The sequence below is a fragment of the Nocardia acidivorans NBRC 108247 genome, assembly GCF_001625085.1.
GTDB classification, from domain to species: Bacteria; Actinomycetota; Actinomycetes; order Mycobacteriales; family Mycobacteriaceae; genus Nocardia; species Nocardia acidivorans.
In genome coordinates this window covers 63,166-83,431 of sequence record NZ_BDAW01000039.1, presented here as the reverse complement: position 1 = coordinate 83,431, position 20,266 = coordinate 63,166, and the positions used below count along the sequence as shown (strand labels likewise).

The following is a 20,266-nucleotide window of genomic DNA, read 5'->3' as shown; positions in this document are numbered from 1 at the left end:
AACCCAGGGCAAGGCAGCACCCGTATACCTATCCGGGGGCCAACTGGAGGACTACATGTCGCCTGTTTCCAAAACCATCGCGACGTTCGCGGCCTCAGCAGCAACGATCCTGGTAGCAGCAGGTATCGGCACCGCCGAACCGAACCCCCTGCAAGACCGCCTACAGACCGAATTGGACGAAACAGTATCCGGCGCAAATGTCCCCGGTGCGCAAATGGTCCTCTCCGAGGGCGACAGAATTCTCCAGCTCAACAGCGGCGTAGGCGATCTCGGTACCAACACCGCCTTCCCGGACAACGCTCAGGTCCGGATTGCCAGTAATACCAAAGCTTTCGTCTCGGCAGTGATGCTGCAACTCGTCGGCGAGGGCGTGGTCGAGTTGGACGCCCCCGTCGAGCGGTATGTCCCCGCCATGGTGCGAGGCCCCGGCGGTGACGGCACTGTGATCACCATTCGAAATCTGTTGCAGCACACCAGCGGAATTCCAGATTACCTGACGGATCTGGGACTCGAGTCGGTCGCTTCGCTACAGCAGCCCCGGCCCATCGGCGACTTGATCCGGATGGGTCTGGCCAAAACGAAAGATTTCGAGCCCGGCGCGCGGTCCGAGTATTCGAACACGAATTATCTGATCGCCGGGCAGATCATCGAGCGGGTGACCGGATTGCCGGTCGGGGTGGAGGTGACGCGGCGGGTGTTGATTCCGCTCGGCCTGCTGGACACCTACTGGCCGCTGTATCCCGCCGAACAGCTGATTCGCGGCCCGCACGCCAGTGCCTATCACGAGTTCGGCGGAAATCTGGTCGATATCACCGATACAGATCCCGGGTGGGGCCTCCCCGACGGCGCGATGGTGTCCACCGGAGCGGATATGAATCGATTCTTCATGGCCCTGCTGCAAGGCCGCGTGGTCGGTGCGCCCGAACTGGCGCAGATGCAAACGACTGTGCCGAGCGGCGATTGGCGCAGGTCGGAGGATTTCGGGCTGGGCCTGTTTCATTGGACCACCTCGTGCGGCATCGAGGCGTGGGGTCACGGCGGCACCATGCACGGCACTTTCGTGTACGGCGGTGCGACCGCCGAGCGCTCGGTCACGCTCAGCATGAATGAGCTGCCCGATATTCTCGGCACCCGCGCCCGCAATATCGACCTGGACGGGGTCGTCGACGCCGCCCTGTGCGCCGCGAAGTAAAACTGTACGCGAAACCGTTCATACGATAGATTCGCTGCGTTCGGGTGCTTGGCAGGGCGAGCAGAGCGAGTGCGGGGAATTGAAGATACTGGTCGAGAACGGCGAGTATGGGTTACACAATCGCGGTGATATCGCCACGATGATCATGACGGTTCACCGGTTGCGGGAGCATTGGCCGCACGCCCGGATCGGCATGCTCACCGGCGAGCCGCGAGTGTTGCGTGCGGTGCTTCCCGAGGCCGAACCCATACACGCGGGCAGCGGATGGCAGTGGGGCAGAGGCGGTTTGGCCGGTCAGCTGGATCAGCTGACCGCGACGAAGCTGACCGGTCCGGCGGCCTTGAAATGGCGGGAAACCTCCGAGGCGCCCCTCCGGCAGCTACGCGGAATCGGCGATCGGCTCCGCACCGAGGCCCAGGCCCTCATCGGTCTGGAGCCCGCCGCGACCATCTCCGAGATTCCCCCGCTCCCACCGGTTCCGGCCGCGGTGGCCGAGGCCGATCTGGTGATCGCGCAGGGCGGTGGATACCTCGCCGACAATGACCTGTACCAGGCGCATCGCACGCTGAATCTGCTGGAACACGCTCAGGCCCTTGGCATTCCGAGCATTATGAGCGGTCAGGGCATCGGCCCGATCCGCGATCGCGAACTGTTGCGCCGCGCCGCCGAGGTGCTGCCCGGCGTGGATCTCATAAACCTGCGCGAGGGCGTGCGTGGCCCGAAGCTGCTGGCCGACCTCGGTGTCCCCACCGAGCGGGTCGAGGTGACCGGTGATGACGCGGTCGAGTTCGCCTACCGCCTGCGCCGCGCCGAGATAGGCGCGGATCTGGGTCTGTGCCTGCGCGATTCCGAACGGCAGCGGTTCGCTCCCGAGCTGCCGCACGCGGTGGACATCGCCCGTGGCGGCTCCGCCGAGGAGGTTGCCCGCCGGGTCTCGCGCTGTCGCGTCCTGGTCACCAGCACCTACCACCTGGCGGTTTTCGCGCTGTCACAGGGTATTCCGGCGGTTGTTGTAACGGATTCGGAGTATTCGGACGACAGGTCCTACGGATTGGCTGATATGTTCGGCGCCGGCCTGCGGGTCGTGCGGTCGGGCGTGGACCACCTGGAATCCGAACTGCCGCAGGCGGTCCGGGAGTTGTGGGAGTTCGCACCGGAGCTGCGCGATACGCTGCAGCAGCGGGCCGTCGAGCAGATCGACTCTGTTCGCGCGGGCCTGGACCGAGTGTTCCGGCTGGTGGAGCAGCGACCGGCGTCAATCCGTTAACCCGCCGCACCAGCTCAGGGGGAACGATGGTCAACCTGTCGGTGTGCGTCCCGGTACACGATTCCGGGCGTACCGTGGGCGCGACACTGCGCTCGATTCTGGAGCAGGACACCGCTTTCGAGGTGATCGTGCTGGACAATGCCAGCACCGACGACACCGTCCAGGTGGCGAATTCGTTCCAGGACGGACGGCTGCGCGTGGTACGCAACGGTGCGCCGCTACCCATCGGCGAGAACTGGAACAAGGCCGTCTCGCTGGCCACCGGTCGCCTGGTGAAGGTGGTCTGCGCGGGAGACATTCTGCTGCCGGGTTCGCTGGACAAGCAGGTGGCGGTAATGGGCGATCAGGGCATCGCGGTGTGCGCCTCGAAGTTCCAGGTGGTGGACGCCGACGGCCGCGTCGAGCAGACCGATCTCGGTCTGCCGAATCTGCTGGGTCAGCGCGATGCCCCCACCCTGCTGCGCAGTATTGTGCGGCGCGGCCCCTGCGATTTCGGCCCGACCGCCACCGCCATGTTCCGGCGGATGGATTTCGAGCGGGTCGGCGGCTTCCGCGGCGATCTGGTGCTGCCCATGGACGTCGACCTGATCGCCCGGGTGAGCGCCTTCGGGCTCTTCTACGGTATGTCGGAAACCCTTGCCGCCTGGCGTGATTCGCGCTTCAACCGCTCCGGCGACACCACCGCCGCAGCCAGGTTCGCCGAACTGCTGCGCTTCCAGCATCGGCTGGGCCGGGAATATCCGCAGCTGATCGGCCGCGCGGCAGTGCTCAGCGGCGACCTGCGCCTGGCGGGTGTGGCACTGGACCGCTTACGGGTCCGGGCGGCGGCTGCCCTGCTACGCCGCCCGGCGCTGCGCTGAAAAGCTCTGCCCGGGAAAAGAATCAGATGGTCCAGAGCGATCCGTAGGTGGTGACGCTGTCACCATTGCTGCTGACGATCTTGACCCACGGCCGAATGGTGGTCTGGCCGAGCACACCGCTCACGGTGCCGTGGAAGCCGGACATCTGAATGAAGCCGTCGGTGCCGGAGATATCGCCGCCCGCCGCTTCGACCGATTGGATGCCCGGACCGAAGCCGACCGCCAATTCCACACCGAGCTGTGGGATCAGGCTGTTCACAGTGACTTTGGGATCATTGCCGAGCTCCAGTCCGAGGCTGGGGGTCCACCACTGGAACTTGATCCGGCCGTCCAGGGTGGCGGGATACCCGACCTGGTAGCCGATGGTGATGTGCCCGCTCCAATCCTCGGCGTGCGGGCCGGTGATCCGGAACTCGGCCTTGCCGTCGTGGAACCATTCCCGGGTCAGCGGATTGCCGTCCAGCGGCGGCACGAAGTTGATATGCGTATCGGACTGGATGGCCTCGACCGTGCGCTGCTGCCGGTCGAGAATCGAACTGCTGCTGTCCACCCCCGCGAGGGTGGTACCGGTGCCCATGGCCATGCCGATGGATAGAGCGGCCGCGATGGCCATGGCGCGCGTGGTCGCGCGCTGCGTGGAGCGCTTCATGATTTCCCCATTCCCTCATCAGGTGTTTCGATCTGCGTAACTCAGTCCTGCGTGGTCGGATTAAGTACCCACCTCCCCTCCAGTTCCGGCCACTGTGCGCGGATCTCAGGCAGTAGGTCGGGCAGGGTGAGCAATATCCGATCCGGTTGTGCGGCAACGAGTTCGGCCGGAGCGATGATCGGAATATCGGTGCCGGGCATGCGTCGGCCCTGTTTGGCGGGCGAGGCATCGGCGACGGCGGTGAGCAGAGCGCGATGCACACCCGCCAGACGCAGTAAGGCTACCGCCCGCGATGCCGCGCCGTAGGCGAAAACCCGGCGCCCGGAGGCTGTTTCGCGTTCGAGCCAGGCGCGTAGGGAGTTGGCCTGGCTATCGGCGGCCCGTTGCAGGCCGCGCACCGCCGTGGCGGCTGTCTCGGGATCGTCACCGAACATGGCGGATTCGGCGGCGAGTATTCGCCGCAGCGTGGGATCGGCTGGGACGCCGTCGAGTTCGGCCGGTCCGTGGACGGCGGCGACCAGAACTGTCCCGCCGTAGAGGCCGAACTCCCAGGCCGCCGCCGCGCGCAGACCCGCCGCGCCGAGCAGTCGGCGCAGGGTGCGCAGACTGTAGTAGCCGAAATGCCCGTGCCGCAGTGCATTCCACTGACCGTGCTCGACAATTGCCGCGAGGGAATGGAATTGGAGCAGCAGCACACCGTCGGCCGCGGTCGCCGCCGCCCGGGCGGTGAACGCCGCGCGCTGATCGGGCTCGTGCATGATGCCGAAGCAGTCGACCACCACATCGGCCGGTCCCGTGGTCTCGGTGAATCCGTGCGACTCCAGCAGCGGCAGCCAGCTCCCGCCGTGCGGACTGCCGAATTCGGCGCAGGTCCCCCCGCTCAGCCATCCGGCGTCGGCGACCCCGCCCAGCGCCGCCGCGGCCTGATCGCGCAGGGCCTGCGGTTCGACCCCGCGCGGCTCCGCCGTGACCGTGTCATCCTCCGCCAGCTGTGCCAGTCCGCACACCGGACACTGGTCCATGGCCAGTGGATGGGTATTGTCGAATGCCGTGTCCAGCGGTGGAAAGTCGTCCGCCGCAGGCATTTTGCCCAAGTCCAGCACCCGAGCCAGCCCCGTCGCCCCGCATCCCCGGCATCCCGCCCCCCTCCCGGCGCTCATGGCACGATGTCCTGATGCGCATCGAAACCACCGAGCTCGCCGACGTGCTGGTGCTCACCCCGGAGCCCTTCCGGGACGGCCGCGGCCTGTTCACCCGTACCTTCGATGCCGAGGAGTTCGACGCCCACCTGGAGCAGCCCGGCTTCTCGGCGTCGTTCGTGCAGGATTCGCAGTCCCGCTCCTACCGCGGTGTGGTGCGCGGTATGCACGGCCGGGCGGGCCGGGGCGAGGCGAAGCTGGTGCGCTGCGCGCACGGTGCGGTGCACGACGTACTGGTGGACATCCGCCCGAATTCGCCGACCTTCGGGCGACAGGAGGCTTTCGCATTGGACGACAGCGACTTCCGGACCCTGTATGTGCCGCCCGGCTTCCTGCACGGTTTCCAGGCCGTCAGCGCGGTCGCCGATGTCTGCTACCGCATCAACCGCCCGCACGATCCGGCCGAGGACATCGGCATCGCCTACGACGATCCGGATCTGGCGATCGGTTGGCCGCAACCGGTCACGGTGGTCTCGGACCGCGATGCCGCCGGGCATTCCTGGCGCGAACTGCTCGCGGCCTTCGGGTTGTGATCCCACTCAGGCTCCGATCCGGCGGAGTTCGTCATCGAGTACGCCGGACTCCTTGAGTGCGGTGAGGTGTGCGAGCCGGGTGAAGCGCCGGAAGAACGCGTCGGAGGTGAGCCCGCGCGCCACATACTCCCGGTACAGCTCGGCCGCTCCCTCGGGAATGCTCCAGGCCGCCTCGAACCCGAGTTCCTTTCTGGCAGAGGAGAAGTCGACGCGGTACGAGCGCGGATCGGCACCGCTCTCCCCGGTGATCAGCAGCGTCGAATCCGGCACCGCCTCGACCACCGCCTGTGCGATCTGGGCGACGGTGAGGTTATTGTCCTCGGTGCCGACGTTGTAGGCCCGGCAGTGGATGGCCTCGGCCGGAGCCTCGAGACAGGTGGCGAAGGCCCGCGCGATGTCCTGCGCGTGCACCAGCGGCCGCCACGGCGTGCCGTCGGAGAGCACCTTCACCTCACCGGTGAGCACCGCGTACCCGACGAGATTATTGAGCACGATATCGGCGCGCAGTCGCGGCGAGAACCCGAAAGCCGTGGCATTGCGCAGGAATACGGGGGAGAAGCCGGAGTCCGCGAGGGCGGCCACATCGTCTTCGACCCGCACCTTGGATTCGGCGTACGGGGTCAGCGGCCGCAGTGGCGCGTCCTCGGTGACCAGACCGTCCCCGGCCGCGCCGTAGACCGAGCAGGTGGAGGCGTAGAGGAACCGCCGCACTCCCGCTTCCCTGGCCAGTCGAGCCAATCGCACCGAGGCATGGTGATTGATGTCGTAGGTGATCTGCGGCGCCAGCGCGCCCAGCGGATCATTGGACAGCGCCGCCAGATGCACCACGGCGTCGAATCCGGCCAACTGCTCCACCTTCACATCCCGCAGGTCCACCGCGATCCCCGGCGGCGGCGCGGGCGCCTCACCCAGCACGCAATCGGCGAAAAACCCACTGTCCAAACCGGTTACCTCATGTCCGGCCGCCTGTAGCTCGGGCACCATGACCGTGCCCAGATAACCCTGATGTCCGGTGACCAGTACGCGCATGCTCATACCCCTCCGAAAGTGATGGTCGCCTTGTCGAGCAGGAAGCCCTCGGCATGGCGCGCCCGGCACTGCACACCGCGCAGCCGGGTCAGTCCCAGAAAGGACTCTTCGTCGAACCAGTCCCGATCTCGTTGGGACGGATAGTGTTTCATCAGCAGTTCCGCCTTGCGTTCGGCAATGCCCTCGGGCAGCGGATGGAACACCGTGGGTCGCGGCGTATCGGTCTCCCATTTGAGGATTTCGTAGCCGAGCACCAGCTGATCCCGGAACTCGGTGGGGGTCAGCTCGGCCACCAGCCGGTGATCCTGATGCGCGTCACCGCGATGCGGTGCGAAGACCAGATCCGCGGCACCGTCGCGCCGCAGCGCCGCCACCGCCTCCTTGGCGCGTGCCCAGTGCGCGGGTGCGTAGCCGTCGGGGATATCCAGGATCCGCAGCTCCAATTCGGCTCCCGGACAGAAGGCTTCGAGCGCTCGCTGTTCCTCCTGGACGCGCTCGGTTCCCGCGCCGGTGAGCACCAGCGCCCGAACCCGCAGTCCCGGAACGGTATTCGCCAAAGTCAGCAGGGTCCCGCCCAATCCGATGGCCAGATCGTCGCAGTGTGCGGCGAGCAGCGCGATCTCCCGCACCGCCCCGGTGTCGAGTCGGATCATGCGCGCGGCTGCTCCCACACCATCCAGGGCCGATCGCCCTGCATATATCCGGAGTCGAGTTCGGCGCGCTCCTTGAAGGTGTCCGCGGGTTTCCAGAACCCGTGATGCTGATACCCGAACAGCCGTCCCTGCGCCGCGAGCGCCCCGCAGGCGTCCTCGACCAGATCACCACCCGGCGGCAGATGATCGAAGATTTCCTGGGTGAGAACGAAGTAGCCGCCATTCTCCCAGATCGGCAATTGCGAGACCGGCGTGATGTTCTTGACCTCACCGGCGGCGTTCACATCCACGCAGTGGAACGAGGATTGCGGCGGCACGATCATCATGGAGGCCGCGGCCTTGGACGCCTGGAAGTCCTGGATCACCCGATCCAGCGGGGCGTCGGTGAGCACATCGGCGTAGTTGGCCAGGAAGTACGGTTCGCCGTCGAGATGGCCGCGCACCCGGCGTAGTCGCTCGCCGATGGGCGACTCCACCCCGGTGTCCACGAAGGTGATGGTCCAGTCGCTGATATCGGATTGCAGCAGTTCGACTTTCCCGCCGCGGATCACGAAGTCGTTGGAGACCGACTCCTGATAGGTGAGGAAGAAGTTCTTGATGTGCGCGGCCCCATACCCCAGGCACAGGATGAAGTCCTTATGCCCGAAGTGCGCGTAGTACCGCATGACATGCCAGATGAGCGGGCGCGGCCCGACCATCTGCATGGGCTTGGGGATCATATCCTCGGTGCCGTTGCGCATGCGCATGCCGTAGCCGCCGCAGAACAGGACAACCTTCATTTCGCCGGCCTCTCAGCGTGGTGGAGGGTGGGAAGCGGGTACACGATCTCGCCGCCCCGGTCGGTCACCGGGCGCAGTTGTGCGGTGAGCTCGGCCTCGAGATTCCAGGGCAGCACCAGCACCACATCGGGCCGGTCCTGATCGATGCGTTCGGGCGGATGGATGGGAATGCGCGTGCCCGGGGTGAATCGCCCATGCTTGTACGGGTTCCGGTCCACGGTGTACGCGAGCAGGTCGGTGCGGATACCGCAGTAGTTGAGCAGGGTGTTGCCCTTGCCGGGCGCGCCGTAGCCGACGACCGTCTTACCGTCCGCCTTGGCCTGGAGCAGGAAGCGCAGCAGCTCCTGGCGCACCGATTCGGCGCGCGGGCGCAGCGCGAGATAGCCTGCCACGTCGTGTAATCCGGCCTCGGCCTCGAGGCGAAGTACGTTTTCGACCCGTTCGCCCGGTTCGGCAACCGCCTCGGGTCGCGCCCAGATGCGTAGCGAGCCACCGTGTGTGGGCAGCAGTTCCACATCCACCACGGTGAGACCCGCCGTGGCGAGGGCTCGCTGTGCGGACAGCACCGTGTAATACTGGAAGTGTTCGTGATAGATGGTGTCGAATTGTCCGAGCGCCACCAGGTTCAGCGCGTGGTGCACCTCGATGCAGAGCCAGCCGTCGTCGGCCAGCAGCACCCGCAGCGATCGGGTGAATCCCAGCAGGTCCGGGATGTGCGCATAGACATTGTTGGCCACGACGAGATCGGCGGGCCCGTGTTCGGCCAGCACCCGCGCTGCGACTTCCTCGTCCAGGAAGGCGGTTTCGGTCGGAACGCCCTTTTCCCGCGCTGCCGCACCGACATTCACCGACGGTTCGATTCCCAGGCATGGGATGCCCGCCGCCACAGCGTGTTGTAGCAGGTAGCCGTCATTGCTGGCGACTTCGATCAGGAATGAGCCGCTGTCGAGCCCGAGCCGGTGTGTAGCCTCCTCTACGAACAGCTTGGCGTGTTGCACCCAACTGTCCGAAAAGGAGGAGAAATAGGCGTATTCGGTAAATGTCTCCGCGGGTGTGATGAGCGCCGGAATCTGTAGCAGCAAACAGTTCTCGCAGATCCGCAGATGCAGCGGAAAGGTGGGTTCGGGCTGGTCCAGCTCCTGCGCGGTGAGGAATTTCTCGCACGGCGGCGTCGCACCAAGATCGAGAACACTCACCAGAGCACTGGCGGAACACAGACGGCATTGCACGCGAAATCCCCACCTTTCACCGAGACCGGGCCCGGCGGTGAGCCGGGCTGCACTGAGGTCGGCTCGATCCGGCCTTACGTTACAACAGGTTTGGCGTTCGTCGCCGGGCTCCGGTTGTGACCGCAGGCATCCGGGAGGTGGAATTCTGCGAGTCGCAGAACGGGGTATCCGGTTCGCTGCCGGACGAGTCTTGCAATTCGAGGATTCAATGCTTTCCGGCTACTTCCCGGAAACATTGGCGGCCCGTAGTTTTCGGTGTCGCGGCTGTTCCCGGTGTGTAACATTCGGCTTCTTACCACCGAAAAAGTCGGCATCCCCTGCGGTACGGCGGGGACCGATATCAGCCCGTTTCGTGGAACTGATCAGTGGGGATCGGAACCGAGTTCTCCCGTGGGGGAGGTGCGTTCGTCCATGAGTTTCGAGATTTCCGCTGGTCGTCTCGTGCGCGGCGGCCGGTTCGCCAGACCGGCGCCACGTACGGATCACGAACGGCGACAGCGTGATTACGCCCGCAGGGTGGGGGCGACCGATCTCGCCGTACTCGGCGTCGCCGTGGCGATCGCGCAGGCCGGTTGCGCGGGCGGAGCCGCCGGTGTGCTGCCGATGGGCCTGAGCTACACCGCGCTCTCGGTATTGCTGATCGCTGCCTGGAGTGCGGCGCTGGCCCTGACCGGCACCCGGGCGCTGCGCGCGCTCGGCGCCGAGGAGTCCCGGCAGGTGATCACGGTGTCGCTCAAGCTCTTCGGTGCCGTCGCCATCATCTCCATGCTGCTCTGCCTGGGCATATCGCGAAGCTACCTGATTGTCGCGCTGCTGCTGGGCGGCTGTGGGCTCCTGGGCGAACGGGCGCTGTGGCGCCGCTGGGTGGCGCGGCAGCGGGCGCGCGGTGGGTATCGCGCGGCACTGCTGGTGGTCGGCAATCCCGAAGCGGCACAGGCCATGGCGGCGACTTTCGCGCGCGATCCGGGGCAGGGGTACCAGGTCATCGGCGTCTGCACCGGCGACGGCGGTCCGCGCACGGTGCTCGCGGTGGTGCGGGCCACCGGGGCCGAGGCCGTGGCGATCACCCGCACCGATTCCCTGGAGCTCGACGATTTCCGAAGCCTGGCTTGGGAATTGGACGAACTGGGCATCGAACTGCTGGTGATGCCGAGCCTGGTCGGGATCGCCGGCACCCGGATCACCCATCGGATCGTGGCGGATATGCCGGTGCTCCAGGTCGCGAAGCCGCGCTACGGGCGCGCCAGGTCGATGCGCAAGAGCGCCTTCGACTTCTGTTTCGCGCTGATCGCCCTGGCCGCCGTCGCGCCGCTGCTGCTGGCCATCGCGGTGGCGATCAAGGCCACCAGCAGCGGACCGGTGTTCTACCGCTCCGAGCGCATCGGCCGGGACGGCCGACCATTCCGCATGTTCAAGTTCCGGAGCATGTACGTCGAGCCCGGCGTGCATATCGACGCGCTGCTCGAACCCGGTGAGGATCCGCGAATGACACCGGTGGGCAGGGTGATCCGCCGGTATCGGCTCGACGAGCTGCCCCAGTTCCTCAATGTGCTGCGCGGGGAGATGGGCATTGTCGGCCCGCGCCCGCAGGTGCGACTCCCCGGGGATCCGGCGGTCGGCGAGGCGGGCGGCGGACTGCTGATGCGACCCGGCGTGACCGGGTTGTGGCCGGTGCGCGGTCGCTCCTACCTGACCCCGGAAGACGCCATGCGCCTGGACCTTTCGTACGTGGAGAACTGGTCGGCCCTGCTGGATCTGCTCATGATCGTCAAGACCATCGGCGCGGTGAGCCGGGGCCGGGCGCTATAGCGGCGCGAGGGCCGCCTCGTTCTTGGCCGCGGTGAAGCCGTCGTGGTACACCACGCCCGGTGCGTCGATGGCGGGATCGCGATAGTAGCCCTGTTTGAAGTAGGTGCCGCCGCCGCGCGGCATGAGAGTGCGGACCATACAGCGGGTTTGGCCCGCGCACGGCGCGTCGCCGAAGACCTGCGGCACCCCGCCGATCCAGAGTTCGATGAAGCCGACCTCATCGTGCACCGACCACTTCACATGCATTTTGATATCGATCCAGGAGTCGGTGACGATCTCCGCGCTCCACGGTGTGAAGGTGGGGCCGGGGTGGCCGGGAGCGTCGTAGGTGGAGACCACCACGCCCCAGCGGTTCATCCCCACATTGGTGGGTCCCGAGGCCACGGCCAGCGGCGGCGGACCGTCCTCGTCGGCATGCCATTGCGACAGTACGGTCCAGCCCCGATCGGCGGGGAAGCCCGCGCCGAAGCGGGTGCTCCACTGGTACCAGCGGTCGTCGCCCTCATCGGAGCGGGTGGCCTCCTCACCGCTCACCTCGGCGCGGTCGCCGCAACAGAGGTTGGCGGGCATATCACCCTGGTGCACTTCGAATCTGGCGGCGTAGCGACCCTGCCGGACCACCGCCGACTCGACCTCCATACGGCTGGTCGGATTGTGGTAACTGGTGCAGGGCTCACTGCGCACCAGCACGTTCTGACAGTTCGCCCACTGGTCGAAATTGCCGGTCTCGAAGTCGCCGACGAAGCGGTCCGCCACCAGGGGCTCGGCAACGGTCGTGGTGACGGTGGGGGACAGGGGGGTGACCTCGGAGTCGGCGCAGCCCGCGAGCAGGGAGAGCAGCACGATGCCGAGAGCGCGGGCCAACCACAACGAGCTACTCCTGTGTTCGGCGACGCCAGGCGGCGTCGGTCAAGGACTCGAACCAGGCTACAGTGCTGGTCAAGCCCTGGTCGAAGTCCGTGAGCGGTTGGTAGCCAATGGCATTGAGCCGGGAGATGTCCACCACCAGCTTCTCCGGATCGCCGGGCCGATTGCTGCCGCTGTAGTCGAATTCGGGGGTGAGCCCGGTAATGGCGCAGAGCGTTTTGGCGAGCTGATCGATGGTGTACTCGCGGCCCGCGCCCACGTTGTAGACCTCCCCGCGCAGTGGCGCGTTCGCCGCCACGATCATGACCGAGCGCGCGGCATCGCCGACGAAGAGGAAATCGCGCACCTGGGTGCCGTCCCCGTGGATGAAGAGCCGTTCCCGATCGCGATCCAGTTTGGCCAGCAGATCGAAGACCACCTGTTTGCGCTGGCGCGGCCCGAAGGCCGAGAAGAACCGCACCGAGGCCATATTCAGCCCGTACAGCTGGGCGAAGACCGCGAGATAGCGTTCGGCGGCCAGCTTGCCCACCCCGTACGGGGAGATCGGCACGGTGGGATCGTCCTCGCCGATGGGGATGCGCACCGAATTGCCGTAGACGGCGGCGCTGGAGGCGAAGACCAGGCGGCCCGGCCAGTTCCGCGCGCGCAGCGCGTCCAGCAGCCGGAAGGTGGTCTGGAAGTTGAGTTCACAGTCGAAGGCCGGATCCTCCACCGACGGTGGGACGTAGGCGTTGGCGGCCAGGTGCAGGATCACCTCGGCGGGATGGTCGGTGAGGTACTCCTGCCAGTCGATCTGCCGAATGTCCTTCTCGTGCAGGGCGATCGCGTCGGCGACGGCGCTGAGATTCTCGCGGCTGCCGGAGGTCAGATCGTCCAGCACGCTCACCTCCGCCCCGGCCGCGACGAGTAGTTCGACCAGATGCGATCCGATGAATCCGGCCCCGCCGGTCACCAATACCTTCGCGCCGGTCCAGTTCAGGTCCTGCTGTGCTGCGGTCACGGTCTCTCCCCGTTGGGTATTCGACGTCCTCTACATCCCGGCGACGCGGAGATATGTTTCGACCGTCCGGCGCGCCACCGCGTCCGGCTCGAATTTCTCCAGGGCTCTGGCATGCCCGCGGCGGCCGAGATCCAATGCCAGTTCCTGATTTTCGAGCAGTTCGACCATGCGCACGGCGAACGCGCCGACATCGTCCGGATCGACCAGATAACCGTTCACGCCCTCGGTCACCATCTCCGGAATGCCGCCCACGCGCGAGGAGATGACCGGCTTCCCGGCGGCCATGGCCTGGGCCAGAATGGTCGGTGAGGTCTCCTCCCGGGAGAAGAGCACCACCGCGCGGGCCGCGGCGATCTCCGCGCGCAGCCGGTCATTGTCGACCATGCCGGTGAATTCGATCTGCTCGTCCAACCCGAGCTCGGCGGCGTGTGCGCGAATGGCGGCGGCGTAGCCCGGATCCGGCTGCGGGCCGACCATGATCAGGCGCGCCTCCGGAACCTGTTGCACCGCAAGGGCGAAGGCGGTGAGCAGGCCCTCGGGATTCTTGCGCGGGGACAGCACCCCGGCGAACAGCAGCCGCGGTTCGGTCTCGGCCGACGGCGCGAGCGCGAAGAATTCCGGAGCGGTCGGATTGGGAATGCTGATGTGCTCGCCGTGCACCATGCCGGTGAGGGCCTCGGCGTCGTAGTCGGAGATGGAGATGACGACCTTGGCGCGGCGCAGCACCCGGCGCACCATGGCCTCGACCAGGTGGACCCGAATGCGTTCCTTGATGCTTACGCGCGCTTGGAGTTTCGTCTCCAGGTGCACCAGGCCGTGCACGGTCACGATGGCGTTGGGGCTGATCTGGGTGGCGATATCGCCGCGCACCCCGATCTCCTGGGCGTGCACCACATCCGGGGCGAGTTCGGCGATGATCCTGCGCGCCCGGCGCACATCGAGATACGAACCGGTGGCCACGCCCAGCCGGCGCTGTCCGAGCAGATAGCGGATCTCCACCTTCGGTCCCTCGCGGCGGGTGGGCACCGGCGCTTCTCCGGTGTGGAAGCGCAGCACGGTCAGGGTGTCGATCTCGTCCCGGGCGGCGAGCGCGGGAACCAGTGTGCTGGTGACGGATTCGATTCCGCCCACGATTCGGCCGGGTTCCAGCGGATAGGTCGCGATCATGACAACGTTCAGGCCCACGTGTGCTCCTCGATGCGTCACCGCCACAGCCGTCCCCCGCAGACCTGGGCTACGCGCACTCTATATCGCGGCCCACAGTTCGACATCGCGAAAACGACCGTCCGGGCCGACCCGGGCGCCGGTGAGCACGCCCTCGCGGTGCAGCCCGGCCGCCTCGGCAATGGCGGGTAGATGGGTGGCGGCGGGATCCAGAAAGGCTTCCACGCGGTCCAGGCGCAGCTCATCGCGGGTGTAGTCGATCAGCAGCTGGAGGGCGGTGGCCGCCGCCTTGGTATCGGCGGGGTCCGGGGAGAGTTCGAGGGTGAGGCGCGGATGCGGCCCGGCGGTGTCGACGAGCAGATTGCCGAGGGGTCGGCGCGCGGCGGTGATCTCGTAGCGGGTGCTGGCAGCGCGGCGAGATCGTAAGCGGGACTGGTGTTTCCGCAGGGATATCGGATGGTTGCCGGTGTCGTGGGTGTAGAGCCCGTCCGGGAGGGCGAGTGTGTTCGCGGGGTCGCGGCGCAGCGGTGCGCCGAGGTAGTACCGCGCGGCGATGAGGAGCACCGACAGCGGCGCGGCGGTGCGCACGGCGCGCCAGTGCTCGGCCATTCGGCTGAACGCGGACGGCGGATGCACCGAAATCCGTTCGGTGGCAGTGCCGGAGGCAATGAGAGCCGTCACATACCCACCGGTTGGCGCCGTGTCCGCGGTGACCGCCCACAGCTCATGATCACGCGGCTGCCCGCCCACGCTCAGGGCGCGAATCATGACCGCCTCCAGGGACATTCCACCCCGCGCGCTCGCCCCGCGCGCCGAATGGTTGCCGACGCACACCGGCGCGGTGATCCGATGCAGGCCGAGCGCCTGGAAGCCGAAGTCGGTGGTGAGCGCGCCCGCCACCGTGCCGACCCCGTGTCCGGCCCGCCGCGAATCCAGCCAAATGCCCAGCTCGGCACTGTGATTGCGGGGATCGATGGGCGCCAGGGTGCACTGACCCGCGAAGTCCCCGTCGACCAGCACGCTCAGCTGGACCGCGCGACCGGCCGCCCGGGCCCGCCGCTGCCGCAGGAATTCTCGTATCCACCAGGACCGGGAGTGACGTTGTTCCCAGCTCAATGCCGAAGAGGTCCAATACGGTTCGATGAGTTCGCGGTCGCGCAGGCGGATGGCGCGCCAGTCCTGGAAATCCGATAGCGCGGTGGTGCGCAGCGCGACCCGATGCCCGGCGACCAGGACCGGGCCGAGCTCGATGCGTCCGCGGGCGGACCCGGTGACCGCGGCGAGTGGCGGCATGTCCTCGACGCTACCGGAGAATCTCGCGCGGGGGTGTCGCGTGGCGGTGAATCCGCTGCGCATGGGGGTGCGAAGACTTGCAAAGCGGTTGTGGGTGTGGCTAATTGAGATACTGTTGCAGTGCAATCGGAGCCGAACGCAAGGTACGGCACGGGTGCGTGGCCGGGGGAGGTCGAAGATGGGAACCGGACTGCCGTGCGGGGGATCCGGGCACCGGGTCCTCATCGAGAACAGCGAGTACTGGCTCCGCAACTACGGCGATATGGCCATGCTCGAGGTGACGGTGCGCCGGGTGCGCGCCCGCTGGCCGCTGGTGCGCATCGGCATCATGACCGAATCGCCCGCACTGGTGGCGGCGTACTTCCCCGGGGCGGTCGGCATCACCGTCGGCGATCGCGATCCCTGGGGCGATCCGGGACCGCGCGAACGGCTGGCCGCGGCACTGGGGCCGGCCGTGGTCGGCCCGGTGGCCATCGGCTGGCTGCGGGCACGAGCCTGGTTGCTGCCCCGAGCGATTCGCGTGCGGAACGCGCTGCGCGACCGGATCGGCGGCCGGGCCGCGGTGCTGGGCGGCGAGACCGGCACCGCCTCGGACGCGGGGCGGCCCGGGGAGTCAGCGGCCAACGGCGACACCATCTCCTTCACGGATCCGGGAACGCCGCCGCGGATCGAGCAGCGCCATCCGGGTGCGGCGCGGGCGGTGCGCGGTGCGTCGCTGGTGCTCGGGCTCGGCGGCGGATACCTCACCGATGCCGATATCCCGCAGGCCGGTCGAGTCTTCGATCTGCTCGAATACGCCTGCGATCGCGGCATTCCCACCGCACTGGTCGGTCAGGGCATCGGCCCGCTGCGCGATCCGCACCTGTCCGCGCGGGCGGCCCGGGTACTGCCGAGACTGCCGCTGCTGGCCCTGCGCGAGCGGCGGCGCGGTCCGGCGCTGCTGGAATCGTTCGGGGTGTCGCCGAGCGCGGTGACCGTAACCGGTGACGACGCGATCGAACTCGCGCGCGATGCCCGCTCGGAAGAGCTGGGCGGGGATATCGGCGTATGCCTGCGGGTGGCGAAATACTCGCCGGTGGCGCGGCGCGCACAGGACGGTGTCGGCATTGCCGTGCGTACGGCGGCGGCCAGGTTCGGGGCGCGACTGGTACCGCTCATCATCGCCGAGACGCCCGGATCACCCGATCGCGCCACCACCGTGCCGCTGGTGCGCGGCAGCGCGAATCCCGCTGCGCCACTGCCGCGATTCGTGCGCCCCGCCGATATCGCCACACAGCTCGCCTCATGCCGGGTATTGGTCACCGGCGCCTACCACCTCGCGGTCTTCGCGCTCAGCCAGGGCATTCCGGTCGTAGGGCTCACCTCCACCGAGTACTACGACGACAAGTTCCTGGGCCTGGACGATATGTTCAAAGGCGGGCTACGCCTGGTGCATTTCGACGATCCCGAATTCGTGCAACGGCTCGGGGCCGCCGTCACCGATGCCTGGGACGATGCCCCGCAGCTGCGGGATGGGCTACGCGCCAGGGCCGACGAGCAGGTGGCGAGCGGTCAGCAGCTCTACGAGCGACTATTCGAGTTGCTCGAACGGACGCACGTCGAGCATGCATAGACACGACGGCGATAATCCGGACCGGGCCTCGATCCGGGCCTACGACCTGATTCTGCGGCATATCCACGATGCCGACACCGTCGAGATCTATCTGCCCACCGCCCTGACCCGCGTGGAGCCGGGTGCGCCGCCCACCCTCGAATCCCTCGGGCGGGGCGGCGAATCCGTTCCCTCCGAGGGCGGTTCGACGTTCACCAAACAGGTCGGCCGGGTCGCCCTCGCCTCCGCGGCGGCGCTGGCCTTCGGTGAATTGGTCTCGTTCGGGCAGACCATCGCGCTGGCGCGGTTGCTGAGCCCGGCCGAGGTGGGCGTTTTCGCGGCGGGCACCGTGCTCACCATGCTGCTGACCACCTTCGTCGAGGGCGGGCTCAGATCCGGTCTGGTGCAACGCGAGACGGAGGTGGCGGACACCGCCGAAACCGTCTTCCGCGCCTCGCTGGTCAACGGCCTGGCGATGACGCTCGGCGCGCTGGCCGCCGCGCCCGTCATCGGCATGGTCTTCCACAATCGCACCATCGGGCTGATCGCGGCGACGACCTCCGGCTTCCTGCTCATCTTCGCGCTGACCAATGTGCCCGAAGCCCTGCTGCAACGCGATTTCAGCGTCAAGCGCCGCATCATTGTCGGCCCGGCGGTCTCGGTGAGCTTCGCCGTCGTCTCGGTGGCGCTGGCCGCCTGCGGATTCGGCGTCTGGAGCATGGTCATCGGCAGTTATGCCTCCTATGTGGTCTGGGTGATCACGGTGTGGTGGCTGGCCCGGTGGCGGCCCGGGCGCGGGCGGGCGTCGATCCGGCTGTGGCGCGAGCTGGCCCGCTACGGCTCACCGGTGGTGGTGAACATGCTGGGCGCGCGGGTGCAGAGCACCGTGGAGGCCGCGGTGGTCGGGCGCGGCCTCAGTTCGGCGGCGCTCGGGCACTACCGGTACGGGCAGCGGATCGCGCAGATTCCGGTGCGGTTCATTGTGGAAGTCGGTGCGTTCTCGCTGTTTCCGGCCTTCGCGCGGATCGCCGAGGAGCGGGACCCCGGCCGGATGGAGGCCGCGTATCTGCGGGCCATCCGGCTCACCACGGTGGGCGCGGCGGCGCTGTCCGGACTGATCGTCGCGCTCGGCGAACCGGCGGTGGTGGTGGTCTTCGGCGAACGCTGGCGCGAGGCCGGTGCGCTGCTGGTGGCCATGGCCGGGCTCGGTATCGGCAAAGCCTGGATGAGCGTGAGCGAGGAGGCCATCAAGGGTGTGGGCCGGACCAAACTCCTGAACTGGCAGACCGCGACCGAGATCGTGCTCGGTATCGGGTTACTGCTGGTGCTGGTCAAATACTTCGGCCTGGTCGGGGTCGGGCTGGCCACCTCCGGGACCATGCTGGCCGTCGCCGTCCTGGTGACGACCTTGGCCCGATCGGTCATGGGCATCTCACCGACCGCGCTGCTGCGCGCGGTCGGACCGCCATTGCCCGCAGCGGTGCTGGCGCTGGTCGCCACCTGGTGCCTGGAACATCAGGTGCTGCACGCGGATACGCGGCCACTGCTGCTCGCGCTCGGGATGCTCATCCTGGACACGGTCGCCTTCACGGTGATCTATCTGCTGGCGCTGTGGGCGCTCGCGCCGGAGGTGGTCCGCGGCTTCGCGCGCCTGGCCGCTCGACTGGCGCCACGCCGGGGACGTAACGACGTCGAGGGGACCGCGATACCCAGGAACGCGGAGCCCGATCCTTCGAGGGAGACGAATTGAACAGCGCCGCAAGAGTTCACGGGCAGCGGATCTGGCACCGCAAATGGCTGGTGCTGGCGATCACGGTGCTGGCGGTCGCGCTCGGATTCGTGAGTACGCTCGGCGCGCAGCCCGCGTACACCGGCCGGGTGGCCATGACGGTCGGCTCACCGAACCGCGCCCCCGATCAGGACGCGGTGCTGTCGGTGGGTTATGCGACGTACTTCGCCGATCCGGCGTACCAGGCCAAGCTCAAATCCAGTGCGGGGCTGCCCGGCGGGGTGACCCTGACGGCCAGAACGGTGGCCTCGAGTCCCATCCTCTATATCGAGGCGACGGCCGACTCACCGCGGCAGGCCCAGGACGCGGCGACCAAGGCGGGCACCGCCTTTCGCGATGAGATCAACGCCCGGCTGCGCGCCGCCCAGGACGCCGCCATCGCGGCCGTGCGCAAGCCGTTCGATGACATTCGCGCCGCCAACGGCGTGGTCAGCGATGTGTCGCTGAGCCAGATGCAGGATCAGATCAATCGCATCAACGCCGACACCTCGAACAAGCTGATCGATCTGCAATTGGCCTCGGAGGTGGTGCGCAAGGATCCGGCGCGCTGGCCCGCGCTGCTGTCGTACGGAGTCGGCGGTCTGCTCATCGGCTGCCTGGTCGCCCTGGTGCTCGGGGTGGTGTCGCGGCGCTTGCGCACCGCCGACGACCTCGAGCAGAAGGTGGGCGTGACCGCACTCGCCGTGGTGCCGGGTGAGTCGGAGAAGTATGCGGCGGAACGGGATCGGGCGCTCAAACAGGTGGTGACCGCCGTCGGACTGACCGCACCCGCCGAACGCGCGGCGGTGGCCGTGGTCGCCCCCGAAGCGGGCGCGGGCGTGGAGATCGTGGCCCGCGCGATCGCCGATGAGCGCGCGCGGCAGGGGGTGCGCACCATTCTGGTGCACGCGGATCTGCGCAGGCCCAGCGGTACCGGGGTGGCCGAAATCCTCGCCGGACGCGCCGATCTCGGTAAGGTGCTGATCCAGACCCGGAATCCGTATCTGCGCGAACTGCTACCGGGCAGCACCGGCGATGATCCGTTCACCACGCTCAGCCGGGAGCGATTCACCCGCCTGCTGACCCACCTGCACGAGCGTGCCGATCTGGTGGTGGTGATCGCGCCACCGCTGCTGGATGCCGTTGAGGCACAGGTGATCACGGCCACCGCCGGACTCACGGTACTGGTCTGTGAGCGTGGCGCGACCAGGTCCGGCCCCGCCCGGCGGGCACACCGCCTGCTCGAGGCGGTCGACACCACCGTGCTGGGCGCTGTCCTGATCGACGCTCCGGTAAGGACCGGCGATGACGCCGCACCCGCCCCGGCGCGCGCGGCGGCCCCGGGCGAGCGGGTGTTCACCCCCGCGCGCGGACCCGAATAGCG

At 67.7% G+C, this 20,266-nt stretch carries 18 protein-coding genes; 8 read left to right on the top strand and 10 right to left on the bottom strand.

Annotated features, from left to right (window positions below; genetic code table 11):
• The 3 genes from NA10_RS21900 to NA10_RS21890 all read left to right on the top strand — a co-directional run.
• The coding region (locus tag NA10_RS21900) for a serine hydrolase domain-containing protein (RefSeq protein ID WP_218021560.1) at positions 1 to 1,192 on the top strand (1,192 nt) is incomplete at its 5' end.
• Between the two features lie 79 nt (positions 1,193 to 1,271).
• Positions 1,272 to 2,459 (top strand): polysaccharide pyruvyl transferase family protein, encoded by a 1,188-nt coding sequence (locus NA10_RS21895; RefSeq protein ID WP_281180223.1) that lies wholly within the window; start codon positions 1,272 to 1,274, stop codon positions 2,457 to 2,459.
• Positions 2,460 to 2,485: 26 nt separating this feature from the next.
• Complete coding sequence (locus tag NA10_RS21890; RefSeq protein WP_067570899.1) at positions 2,486 to 3,319, top strand: glycosyltransferase family 2 protein; 834 nt, start codon at positions 2,486 to 2,488, stop codon at positions 3,317 to 3,319.
• A 22-nt stretch (positions 3,320 to 3,341) separates the two neighbouring features.
• On the opposite strand, the gene NA10_RS21885 is transcribed toward NA10_RS21890, so the two are convergent.
• Both NA10_RS21885 and NA10_RS21880 read right to left on the bottom strand, forming a co-directional pair.
• On the bottom strand, positions 3,342 to 3,968 hold the full coding sequence (locus tag NA10_RS21885; RefSeq protein WP_084515106.1) for an MspA family porin: 627 nt from the start codon (positions 3,966 to 3,968) through the stop codon (positions 3,342 to 3,344).
• A 41-nt stretch (positions 3,969 to 4,009) separates the two neighbouring features.
• Complete coding sequence (locus NA10_RS21880; RefSeq protein ID WP_067570897.1) at positions 4,010 to 5,128, bottom strand: methyltransferase domain-containing protein; 1,119 nt, start codon at positions 5,126 to 5,128, stop codon at positions 4,010 to 4,012.
• Between the two features lie 14 nt (positions 5,129 to 5,142).
• Here NA10_RS21880 and rfbC point away from each other — a divergent pair, with 14 nt between their 5' ends.
• The gene (gene rfbC / locus NA10_RS21875) at positions 5,143 to 5,700 is read left to right on the top strand and encodes a dTDP-4-dehydrorhamnose 3,5-epimerase (RefSeq protein ID WP_067570895.1); all 558 of its coding nucleotides are present in this window, start codon (positions 5,143 to 5,145) and stop codon (positions 5,698 to 5,700) included.
• Between the two features lie 6 nt (positions 5,701 to 5,706).
• On the opposite strand, the gene NA10_RS21870 is transcribed toward rfbC, so the two are convergent.
• Genes NA10_RS21870 through NA10_RS21855 form a run of 4 tightly spaced genes read right to left on the bottom strand, consistent with a single transcriptional unit; the run spans position 5,707 to position 9,390 of the window.
• A complete protein-coding gene (locus NA10_RS21870) occupies positions 5,707 to 6,729 on the bottom strand; it encodes an NAD-dependent epimerase/dehydratase family protein (protein WP_067570893.1) in 1,023 nt (340 codons plus the stop codon).
• Between the two features lie 2 nt (positions 6,730 to 6,731).
• Entirely contained in the window at positions 6,732 to 7,382 is a 651-nt protein-coding gene (locus NA10_RS21865) for a PIG-L deacetylase family protein (RefSeq protein WP_067570891.1), read from the bottom strand.
• Complete coding sequence (locus tag NA10_RS21860) at positions 7,379 to 8,161, bottom strand: glycosyltransferase family protein (protein ID WP_067570889.1); 783 nt, start codon at positions 8,159 to 8,161, stop codon at positions 7,379 to 7,381. Before NA10_RS21860 ends, NA10_RS21865 begins: the two co-directional genes overlap by 4 nt.
• On the bottom strand, positions 8,158 to 9,390 hold the full coding sequence (locus tag NA10_RS21855; RefSeq protein WP_067570887.1) for a class I SAM-dependent methyltransferase: 1,233 nt from the start codon (positions 9,388 to 9,390) through the stop codon (positions 8,158 to 8,160). The genes NA10_RS21860 and NA10_RS21855 overlap by 4 nt, the downstream gene beginning before the upstream one ends.
• A 516-nt stretch (positions 9,391 to 9,906) precedes the next feature.
• Here NA10_RS21855 and NA10_RS21850 point away from each other — a divergent pair.
• Positions 9,907 to 11,199: an exopolysaccharide biosynthesis polyprenyl glycosylphosphotransferase gene (locus NA10_RS21850; protein WP_245677636.1), complete on the top strand. Its 1,293-nt coding sequence runs from the start codon at positions 9,907 to 9,909 to the stop codon at positions 11,197 to 11,199.
• Here NA10_RS21850 and NA10_RS21845 read toward each other — a convergent pair.
• Genes NA10_RS21845 through NA10_RS36970 form a run of 4 tightly spaced genes read right to left on the bottom strand, consistent with a single transcriptional unit; the run spans position 11,194 to position 15,523 of the window.
• Positions 11,194 to 12,069 (bottom strand): polysaccharide lyase family 20 protein, encoded by an 876-nt coding sequence (locus NA10_RS21845; RefSeq protein ID WP_084515105.1) that lies wholly within the window; start codon positions 12,067 to 12,069, stop codon positions 11,194 to 11,196. The two genes, NA10_RS21850 and NA10_RS21845, sit on opposite strands and share 6 nt — an antisense overlap.
• A gap of 4 nt (positions 12,070 to 12,073) precedes the next feature.
• Positions 12,074 to 13,066: an NAD-dependent epimerase/dehydratase family protein gene (locus tag NA10_RS21840; protein WP_084515104.1), complete on the bottom strand. Its 993-nt coding sequence runs from the start codon at positions 13,064 to 13,066 to the stop codon at positions 12,074 to 12,076.
• 30 nt (positions 13,067 to 13,096) lie between these two features.
• Positions 13,097 to 14,251 carry a glycosyltransferase family 4 protein gene (locus tag NA10_RS21835; RefSeq protein WP_157556669.1) on the bottom strand — a complete coding sequence of 385 codons (1,155 nt, stop codon included), beginning with the start codon at positions 14,249 to 14,251 and terminating at the stop codon, positions 13,097 to 13,099.
• A 60-nt stretch (positions 14,252 to 14,311) separates the two neighbouring features.
• Complete coding sequence (locus NA10_RS36970; protein ID WP_157556668.1) at positions 14,312 to 15,523, bottom strand: GNAT family N-acetyltransferase; 1,212 nt, start codon at positions 15,521 to 15,523, stop codon at positions 14,312 to 14,314.
• A gap of 178 nt (positions 15,524 to 15,701) precedes the next feature.
• Between NA10_RS36970 and NA10_RS21825 the strand changes: the two genes are divergently transcribed.
• Genes NA10_RS21825 through NA10_RS21815 form a run of 3 tightly spaced genes read left to right on the top strand, consistent with a single transcriptional unit; the run spans position 15,702 to position 20,264 of the window.
• Positions 15,702 to 17,135 carry a polysaccharide pyruvyl transferase family protein gene (locus NA10_RS21825; RefSeq protein WP_067570879.1) on the top strand — a complete coding sequence of 478 codons (1,434 nt, stop codon included), beginning with the start codon at positions 15,702 to 15,704 and terminating at the stop codon, positions 17,133 to 17,135.
• Positions 17,128 to 18,864: an oligosaccharide flippase family protein gene (locus NA10_RS21820; RefSeq protein ID WP_067570877.1), complete on the top strand. Its 1,737-nt coding sequence runs from the start codon at positions 17,128 to 17,130 to the stop codon at positions 18,862 to 18,864. The genes NA10_RS21825 and NA10_RS21820 overlap by 8 nt, the downstream gene beginning before the upstream one ends.
• Positions 18,861 to 20,264 (top strand): hypothetical protein, encoded by a 1,404-nt coding sequence (locus NA10_RS21815; RefSeq protein WP_067570876.1) that lies wholly within the window; start codon positions 18,861 to 18,863, stop codon positions 20,262 to 20,264. The genes NA10_RS21820 and NA10_RS21815 overlap by 4 nt, the downstream gene beginning before the upstream one ends.
• Positions 20,265 to 20,266: the final 2 nt, after the last annotated feature.

Excerpts from the sequence above, each read along its gene's own strand:
- NA10_RS21825 (WP_067570879.1), top strand. The coding sequence starts at position 15,702 with ATGGGAACCGGACTGCCGTGCGGGGGATCCGGGCACCGGGTCCTCATC.
- NA10_RS21880 (WP_067570897.1), bottom strand. The coding sequence starts at position 5,128 with ATGAGCGCCGGGAGGGGGGCGGGATGCCGGGGATGCGGGGCGACGGGG.
- NA10_RS21890 (WP_067570899.1), top strand. The coding sequence starts at position 2,486 with ATGGTCAACCTGTCGGTGTGCGTCCCGGTACACGATTCCGGGCGTACC.
- NA10_RS36970 (WP_157556668.1), bottom strand. The coding sequence starts at position 15,523 with ATGCCGCCACTCGCCGCGGTCACCGGGTCCGCCCGCGGACGCATCGAG.
- NA10_RS21870 (WP_067570893.1), bottom strand. The coding sequence starts at position 6,729 with ATGCGCGTACTGGTCACCGGACATCAGGGTTATCTGGGCACGGTCATG.
- NA10_RS21885 (WP_084515106.1), bottom strand. The coding sequence starts at position 3,968 with ATGAAGCGCTCCACGCAGCGCGCGACCACGCGCGCCATGGCCATCGCG.
- rfbC (WP_067570895.1), top strand. The coding sequence starts at position 5,143 with ATGCGCATCGAAACCACCGAGCTCGCCGACGTGCTGGTGCTCACCCCG.
- NA10_RS21860 (WP_067570889.1), bottom strand. The coding sequence starts at position 8,161 with ATGAAGGTTGTCCTGTTCTGCGGCGGCTACGGCATGCGCATGCGCAAC.
- NA10_RS21820 (WP_067570877.1), top strand. The coding sequence starts at position 17,128 with ATGCATAGACACGACGGCGATAATCCGGACCGGGCCTCGATCCGGGCC.
- NA10_RS21865 (WP_067570891.1), bottom strand. The coding sequence starts at position 7,382 with ATGATCCGACTCGACACCGGGGCGGTGCGGGAGATCGCGCTGCTCGCC.